Source organism: Acinetobacter sp. UBA6571, assembly GCF_002434085.1.
In the GTDB taxonomy this organism is placed as follows: domain Bacteria; phylum Pseudomonadota; class Gammaproteobacteria; order Pseudomonadales; family Moraxellaceae; genus Acinetobacter; species Acinetobacter radioresistens.
Map to the genome: position 1 here is coordinate 45,392 of NZ_DJJJ01000033.1, position 7,971 is coordinate 53,362.

The window sequence follows — 7,971 nt, forward strand, 5'->3', positions numbered from 1 at the left end:
CTATTATTATTTTTGTTCTGGACTCTGCAGCTGTTGCCGGGTCCATTGAATATTTTCTGTACTAAAAAGTCGCTCTATATTTTTCCAGATAACATGGTAATCATAACCCCCATGCTTCATTTCAAGTAAAGCCTGCTCTGTGCTCCAGTTTTCAAATACAATACGGTACATTGCAATACTGGCACCAGTACGGTCTGAGCCGTGATAGCAATGAATCAGTACCTTCTGTCCAGAGTGTTGAGCTTGCTTTAGATATTGCATGATTCCCAGCAACTGTTCACGGTTCATTGCCCAAGTGCGAATGGGCAGATGTATGACTTGAATATTCTCTCCCTCTAAAATACTGCTATCCCGGTCGTGTGTACGCAGATTAATTACAGTCTTGATATTTTTCTGTTTTAATAAAGGCAATAAACCGGAACTGGGCTGTTCGCTACGGTAGACCCATGAACTGACCCGATAAAAATTATGTGCTGCTGAAAGCTGGTTCCCCCAGTGCTCAGGTCGCTGATGGTCGGGCAGGGCAGGAGCAGTCATGCATCCATTAAGTATCAACATGCTGCTGCATAGACCTGTGAAAATGTATCTGTTTTCTATCATCCTGCTCTTCTTTAAATTAAGTAGCCATTTATAACAAAAAAGCCTATCTGCAAGAGATAGGCCTAAGAGAATATAAACAGATTAAATTTAGTCTTTATCAGGTTGTGGAGTTAAGCGTAGATAAGGTTTAACCGCCTTATAACCCTTTGGAAAACGTTCTTTCAGTTCGGTTTCATCCTGAAGAGATGGAACAATCACAACATCTTCACCTTGTTGCCAGTTTGCTGGAGTGGCGACTTTGTGATTGTCGGTAAGTTGTAATGAATCTACAACGCGCAGGATTTCATTAAAATTACGACCAGTAGATGCAGGATAGGTAATAATCAAACGTACTTTTTTATTCGGATCGATAATGACCAGAGAGCGGACAGTTGTAGTTTCACTGGCATTCGGATGCAGGAAACCATAAAGTTCGGAAACCTTGCGATCCTGATCTGCAATAATCGGAAAATTTACTGTAGTGTTCTGGGTCTCATTAATGTCATTGATCCAGCCTTTATGTGATTCAACATCATCTACAGATAAAGCAATCGCTTTTACTCCGCGGCGTTCAAACTCGTCTTTAAGCTTTGCAGTATAGCCCAGTTCAGTGGTACAGACCGGAGTATAGTCGGCAGGATGTGAAAACAGAATTCCCCAGCTATCTCCAAGAAATTCATAAAAATCAATAATTCCTTCACTAGACTGCTGCTGGAAATTTGGTGCGGTATCGCCTAGGCGTAATGTCATGATTATTGCCTCTAATTCTGATTGGTAAGTATAGTCTTTATATAATATGGAACAGATCTTTAGTATTGAGAACCACTGTTTACATATTTTCTTATGAAAATTTTGTATATGAATATTTTAATTTTCATCAGTAATTCTGATGGAAAACTCTTTTCTGTGCTAGGTGAAACTGTTGTAAGTTTGCTAAATTAGCAGCATTTTCGTGCAGCGATATGAAAGCCATTCAACAATTTTTTTTACAGGTTTTGTGCAAAGCCCTTGTACTTGTAAATTCTGGCATCATAATAACGACTGAGAAAAAATTACCATTTGACAAGCAAGATTTAGAGAGTCTATTACATGTTGGCAAGTCTGATCGGAGGTATCTTCGGTACAAAAAATGAGCGCGAACTCAAGCGGATGCAGAAAATTGTCGAGAAGATCAATGCGCTCGAGCCGACCATATCTACCTTAAATGATGCAGACTTATCTGCAAAAACCCAAGAATTCAAACAACGTTATAATAAGGGTGAAACGTTAGATAACCTTCTGCCAGAGGCTTTTGCTGTCTGTCGTGAAGCTGCAAAGCGTGTAATGGGCATGCGTCATTATGATGTGCAGCTGATCGGTGGTATTACCCTGCATGAAGGCAAGATTGCCGAGATGCGTACCGGTGAGGGTAAGACCCTGATGGGAACACTGGCATGTTATCTTAATGCTATCAGCAGTCAGGGCGTGCATGTTATTACTGTCAATGACTATCTGGCACAGCGTGATGCTGAGTTAAACCGTCCTTTATTTGAGTTTCTCGGCTTGTCGATTGGTGTCATCTATTCGATGCAGAATCCGGTAGAGAAATCTGAAGCTTATAAAGCTGATATTACTTACGGAACCAACAACGAGTTTGGCTTTGACTATCTGCGTGACAACATGGTGTTCTCGCTGCAAGAGAAAAAACAGCGTGGTCTGGTGTATGCCATTATCGATGAAGTTGACTCAATTCTGATTGATGAAGCACGTACACCACTGATTATTTCTGGTCAGAGTGAAGACTCGTCACAGCTTTATGCAGCAATTAATACGATTCCACCAAAACTGCGTCCACAAAAAGAAGAAAAAGTGGCCGATGGCGGTCATTTTTGGATCGATGAAAAACAGCGCTCAGTAGAGATGACTGAAATTGGTTATGAAACGGTAGAGCAGGAACTAATCCAGATGGGCTTGCTGGCAGAAGGTGAAAGCCTTTACTCCGCAGCAAACCTGAACCTGGTACATCATATTACTGCTGCGATCCGTGCACATTACCTGTATCAGCGAAATGTACATTACATCATCAATGATGGTGAAGTAATTATTGTTGATGAGAATACTGGCCGTACCATGCCGGGACGCCGCTGGTCAGAAGGCCTGCATCAGGCAGTAGAAGCTAAAGAAGGCTTGGAGATTCAGCCGGAAAACCAGACACTGGCAACCACGACTTTCCAGAACTATTTCCGTCTGTATCAAAAACTTTCTGGTATGACCGGTACAGCTGATACTGAAGCTGCGGAGATGAAAGAAATTTATGGACTGGATGTGGTGATTATTCCAACTCACCGCCCAATGATCCGTAAAGATCTCAACGATTTAATCTATCTGAATCGTAATGGTAAATATAATGCCATTATCGGAGAGATCCGAAATATTCGTGAAGCTGGTGTAGCACCAATTCTGATCGGTACCGCTACCATTGAAGCCAGTGAAATTCTGTCTGAGAAATTAACGCAGGCAGGTATTCATCACGAAGTTCTAAACGCTAAGCAGCATGAGCGTGAAGCAGATATCATTGCGCAGGCGGGTTCACCAAATGCTGTTACCATTGCTACCAATATGGCAGGCCGTGGTACAGACATTTTGCTTGGTGGTAACTGGAAAGCTAAACTGGCAAAACTTGAAAACCCGACAGCAGAAGATGAAATACGGCTCAAAGCAGAGTGGGATCAGTACCATGAAATGGTACTAAATGCCGGCGGCCTGCATATTATTGGTTCCGAGCGTCACGAATCACGCCGTATTGATAACCAGCTGCGTGGTCGTGCCGGACGTCAGGGTGACCCGGGCGTGTCACGTTTTTATCTGTCACTAGAAGATGATCTGATGCGTATCTTTGCAGGTGACCGTGTAGTGGCAATGATGCGTGCTATGGGATTGCAGGAAGATGAAGCAATCGAGCATAAAATGGTATCGCGCTCTATTGAAAATGCGCAGCGCAAGGTAGAAGCACGTAACTTTGATATTCGTAAAAACCTGCTCAAATATGATGATGTTAACAATGAGCAGCGTAAGATTATTTATTCTCAGCGTGACGATATTCTCGCAGAAAATAGTCTGCAAGATTATATTGAAGAGATGCATCGCGATGTCATGCAGGGACTGATCGGTAATTTTGTACCACCTGAGTCGATTCATGATCAGTGGGATATTGATGGTCTAGAAAATGCATTGCGTACAGATTTAGGAATTGATCTGCCAATTCAGCAATGGCTGGAAGAAGACCGCCGACTGGATGAAGAAGGTCTGGTTGCACGAATTACGGATGAAGTCATTAACCGTTACCGGGCCCGCCGTGAACAGATGGGTGCTGAGTCGGCAGCAATGCTGGAGCGTCATTTCCTGCTCAGTTCACTAGACCGTCACTGGAAAGAGCATCTTGCGGCAATGGATTATCTGCGACAAGGTATTCACTTACGTGGTTATGCCCAGAAAAACCCTGAACAGGAATACAAGAAAGAAGCCTTTAATCTGTTTGTAAATATGTTGGGTACCATTAAAGCTGACGTGGTAACAGATCTGTCACGTGTACATGTGCCGACTGCTGAAGAGCTGGCAGAAATGGAAGCACAGCAACAGGCACAAGCGGAATCTATGCAGTTAAACTTCGCTCATGACGAAGTAGATGGCCTAACAGGTGAAGTAACTCATGAAGAGACTTCTTCTGTACCAGAGCGTTCACGTCCAACTCAGGGGAATATTACTCCGCCAGCAAGTCGTAATGCTCCTTGTCCGTGTGGTTCAGGCCTGAAGTATAAACAGTGTCATGGTAAAATCTAAATATTAGCACGTTAAGCTTAAAGCAGAACTTCGGTTCTGCTTTTTTACAAGGTGTTACATATTATGTATTCGATTGCAGATGCTGCATTTAAATGTTATTTACTTGCTCATGATGAGTTGAAAAACTGGAAAAATATGAAAAAAGTACTCAACCTTTTAGTGGCTGCTACGCTCGCTTTACCTGCTCTAGCTTTTGCCGAAACGGGTCAATTAAGTCAAGCTACCCCTGCGCAAGTACAAGCTGCCCAAGGAACAGCTACGGCTCAGGCTGAATTAAAAAATGATACCATTACCCTGATCAGCCCTCGTACTGGTATTCGCTATACCATGAAAGCTACTGAACGCCCGATTATTTTGAGAACAGCGGCTATTGCAGCAGTAAATAACGTTACAGTGAACCGCATTGTAGCGTCAAATCCTGCATTATCGGCTGCCAGTCAGGAACAGGCCAAACAGTCACTTCTAGGTACAGAAACAGCTCTTGCTTCAAATTAATTTTATGATTCACATATTAAAAGCCGGATTCTATTCGGCTTTTTTGTATGTATTTAATAAAGCTTAATATAAAAATCACCAATTCATTTAGAGTCTCTCGATTTTTAGAAAAATTTGCACTAAGCTGTTGTGTTTTCAATAACCATATCACTGGAAATTCAAAAATGACTGTGGGTGACGTATCAATGCCACAAATGCATGTGGTGCAAGGCGTAAAAATTGGTTCAACTGAAGCATATATACGTTATCCGAACCGACGAGATCTGGTTATTTTTGAATTTGCAGAAGGGTCAAATGTTGCGGGCGTATTTACCCAAAATGCTTTTTGTGCTGCGCCAGTGCATATCTCTAAAGCGCATCTTTTAAAAAGTAATGCCCGTTACCTGGTGATTAATACAGGTAATGCCAATGCCGGTACTGGTAAGCTGGGGATGCAAAATGCGCTAGAGACCTGTAACAAGCTTGCCGAATTAGCTGGGGTTCAGACATCTGAAGTGCTGCCCTTTTCTACAGGCGTCATTGGTGAGCAGTTACCAATGCAGCGTTTACTTACAGGCTTGCAGCCTGCACTTGATAGTTTGAAAGCAGATGCGTGGCTGGATGCAGCAAGTGGAATAATGACCACCGATACTACACCTAAAGGTGCATCGGAACAGTTCGAACTTGATGGCATTACCTACAGCATGACTGGTATTTCTAAAGGTGCAGGTATGATTCGGCCCAACATGGCGACTATGCTAGGGTTTATTGCCACTGATGTACCTATTAGTTGTGAGCTGGTACAGCATCTGTTGAAAACTACTGTGGAACAGTCCTTCAACCGCATTACTATTGATGGCGATACATCAACCAATGATTCATGTATTTTGGTGGCTACCGGTCAGGCTGGCGGAGCAGAAATTACCAGTCTGGAAGATGAGCGCTATCAAACTGTACTTGAGGTTTTAACCCGCATCATGAAACGGCTGGCCCAACTCATCATTCGTGATGGAGAAGGGGCAACCAAGTTTATGACTGTGGCGGTCGAAGGCGGGGCAGATACCCAAGAATGTTGTGACGTTGCCTATAGTATTGCTCATTCACCTTTGGTAAAAACGGCTTTCTTTGCATCTGATCCGAACTGGGGACGAATTCTGGCCGCGATTGGCTATGCAGGTGTTAAAAACCTGGAGGTAGAAAAAATTCAGGTTTGGCTGGATGATGTCCAGATTTGTAAGGATGGCGGAGCTGCTGCTGACTATACCGAAGAAGCCGGAGCAGAAGTGATGGCGCAACAGGAAATTACGATTCGTGTTGATTTAGGTCGCGGCGAGGCGAAAGATACGGTTTATACCTGCGATCTGTCTTATGATTATGTCAAGATTAATGCAGATTATCGTTCTTAATATCATGAATAAAAAAAGCCCTCCATGTGGGGGCTTTTTTCTAAAATAAAGGTTTTTATCAACTGTATATTTAATATGGTTGAGATGATGGATCAAATGCCAGCGAAAAGGCTAGCAGCAAAAACAGAGAAGGCATGGTTATGACTGATGCGACATTAATTGCCAATGAAGCAAAAAATATTGTGCAGGCGCATTTGGACCGTTTAGGGGAACCCAAAAGTACTTCCCTGACTGAACAAGTGAAACAGGATAAATTTGAACAGATCAGGGCCGAACTGAACAAGCGTGATGCTGTACTGGTGGCACATTATTATTGCGATCCTGAAGTTCAGGAACTGGCTGAAATGACGGGCGGCTGCGTATCCGATTCACTGGAAATGGCACGTTTTGGTCGTGATCATGCTGCTTCTACCTTGGTAGTAGCCGGTGTAAAATTTATGGGTGAGACAGCTAAAATTCTGTCACCAGAAAAAACTGTGCTCATGCCTACACTGGAAGCTACCTGTTCACTGGATCTAGGTTGCCCTGAAGATGCGTTTACGCGGTTTTGCGATGAACACCCTGACCATACTGTTGTGGTATATGCCAATACTTCAGCTGCGGTCAAAGCACGTGCTGACTGGGTAGTGACTTCAAGCTGTGCAGTTGAAATTATTGAGCATCTAGATAGCTTGGGTGAGAAAATCATCTGGGCACCTGATCAGCATCTTGGTCGTTATATCCAGAAGAAAACCGGTGCAAATATGTTGCTCTGGGATGGGGCTTGTATTGTTCATGAAGAGTTTCGCGCACGTGGTATTGCCACCTTGAAAGCTCTCTATCCAGATGCAGCCGTTCTGGTGCATCCTGAATCCCCTGAATCGGTGATTGAGGTGGCTGATGCAGTAGGAAGTACATCACAATTGATTCAGGCAGCAAGGTCTTTGCCACATACCCATCTGATTGTGGCAACAGATCGTGGTATCTTCTATAAAATGCAACAGGTCGTGCCTGACAAGATCCTGCTTGAGGCACCAACAGCAGGTGAAGGGGCAACCTGCCGTTCATGTGCACATTGTCCTTGGATGGCTATGAATGAACTCGATGGAATTTTGCAGGTTTTACAAAAAGCTGACCAGAAAATAGAGGTTGACCTTGCACTTGCGCAGCGTGCAAAGTTGCCTTTAGACCGTATGTTAGCCTTTAGTGCCAGCTTAAAGCGTTGAAAATGATTAAAAAATGTCTAAAGTGCCTGATAAATATACATTTGAGGTGTTTTTTAATATTTTTTTAAATATAGGTGTTGACGTGACCATGCGTCACGCCTAGAATGCACACCGTACCGCACAAAGTGCGATACAATAAAAGCTGAGATGAATCGGAGTATGGCGCAGCCTGGTAGCGCATCTGGTTTGGGACCAGAGGGTCGTAGGTTCGAATCCTACTGCTCCGACCAATTTAAATCGGCGAAGTATCGCATGATATTTTTATCATCGGTCATGCGCCTGTAGCTCAGTTGGATAGAGCATCCGCCTTCTAAGCGGATGGTCACAGGTTCGAATCCTGTCAGGCGCGCCATTTGGTAGCTTGGTATTTAGAATCAAAGATGTTATGGTGGATGTAGCTCAGTTGGTAGAGCCCTGGATTGTGATTCCAGTTGTCGCGGGTTCGAATCCCGTCATTCACCCCATACTCGGAGTATGGCGCAGCCTGG

Annotated in this window: 6 protein-coding genes and 3 tRNA genes; 7 read left to right on the forward strand and 2 right to left on the reverse strand. The window is 43.6% G+C overall.

Features of this window, described 5'->3' with window-relative positions:
* Positions 1-6: 6 nt before the first annotated feature.
* Positions 7-558, reverse strand: a complete 552-nt coding sequence (locus B3X18_RS06015) for a dual specificity protein phosphatase family protein (protein ID WP_348908065.1) — start codon at positions 556-558, stop codon at positions 7-9.
* A 129-nt stretch (positions 559-687) separates the two neighbouring features.
* Positions 688-1,329, reverse strand: a complete 642-nt coding sequence (locus B3X18_RS06020; RefSeq protein WP_005018543.1) for a peroxiredoxin — start codon at positions 1,327-1,329, stop codon at positions 688-690.
* A gap of 339 nt (positions 1,330-1,668) precedes the next feature.
* Between B3X18_RS06020 and secA the strand changes: the two genes are divergently transcribed.
* The 7 genes from secA to B3X18_RS06055 all read left to right on the forward strand — a co-directional run bounded on the left by secA (position 1,669) and on the right by B3X18_RS06055 (position 7,947).
* Entirely contained in the window at positions 1,669-4,398 is a 2,730-nt protein-coding gene (gene secA, locus B3X18_RS06025; RefSeq protein ID WP_005407038.1) for a preprotein translocase subunit SecA, read from the forward strand.
* Positions 4,399-4,533: 135 nt separating this feature from the next.
* Positions 4,534-4,893 (forward strand): hypothetical protein, encoded by a 360-nt coding sequence (locus B3X18_RS06030; protein WP_026444185.1) that lies wholly within the window; start codon positions 4,534-4,536, stop codon positions 4,891-4,893.
* Positions 4,894-5,057: 164 nt separating this feature from the next.
* Positions 5,058-6,278: a bifunctional glutamate N-acetyltransferase/amino-acid acetyltransferase ArgJ gene (argJ, locus tag B3X18_RS06035; protein WP_005021380.1), complete on the forward strand. Its 1,221-nt coding sequence runs from the start codon at positions 5,058-5,060 to the stop codon at positions 6,276-6,278.
* Between the two features lie 140 nt (positions 6,279-6,418).
* Positions 6,419-7,483 (forward strand): quinolinate synthase NadA, encoded by a 1,065-nt coding sequence (nadA, locus tag B3X18_RS06040; protein ID WP_005021382.1) that lies wholly within the window; start codon positions 6,419-6,421, stop codon positions 7,481-7,483.
* 153 nt (positions 7,484-7,636) lie between these two features.
* Positions 7,637-7,713 (forward strand) — tRNA-Pro (locus tag B3X18_RS06045).
* Positions 7,714-7,758: 45 nt separating this feature from the next.
* A tRNA-Arg gene (locus tag B3X18_RS06050) sits at positions 7,759-7,835 on the forward strand.
* Between the two features lie 36 nt (positions 7,836-7,871).
* Positions 7,872-7,947, forward strand: a tRNA-His gene (locus tag B3X18_RS06055).
* The last annotated feature ends 24 nt before the right edge of the window (positions 7,948-7,971 follow it).

What these genes read in the sequence shown, in the direction of transcription:
- B3X18_RS06015 (WP_348908065.1), bottom strand. Translation starts at nt 558, where the DNA reads ATGTTGATACTTAATGGATGCATGACTGCTCCTGCCCTGCCCGACCAT.
- B3X18_RS06020 (WP_005018543.1), bottom strand. Translation starts at nt 1,329, where the DNA reads ATGACATTACGCCTAGGCGATACCGCACCAAATTTCCAGCAGCAGTCT.
- secA (WP_005407038.1), top strand. Translation starts at nt 1,669, where the DNA reads ATGTTGGCAAGTCTGATCGGAGGTATCTTCGGTACAAAAAATGAGCGC.
- B3X18_RS06030 (WP_026444185.1), top strand. Translation starts at nt 4,534, where the DNA reads ATGAAAAAAGTACTCAACCTTTTAGTGGCTGCTACGCTCGCTTTACCT.
- argJ (WP_005021380.1), top strand. Translation starts at nt 5,058, where the DNA reads ATGACTGTGGGTGACGTATCAATGCCACAAATGCATGTGGTGCAAGGC.
- nadA (WP_005021382.1), top strand. Translation starts at nt 6,419, where the DNA reads ATGACTGATGCGACATTAATTGCCAATGAAGCAAAAAATATTGTGCAG.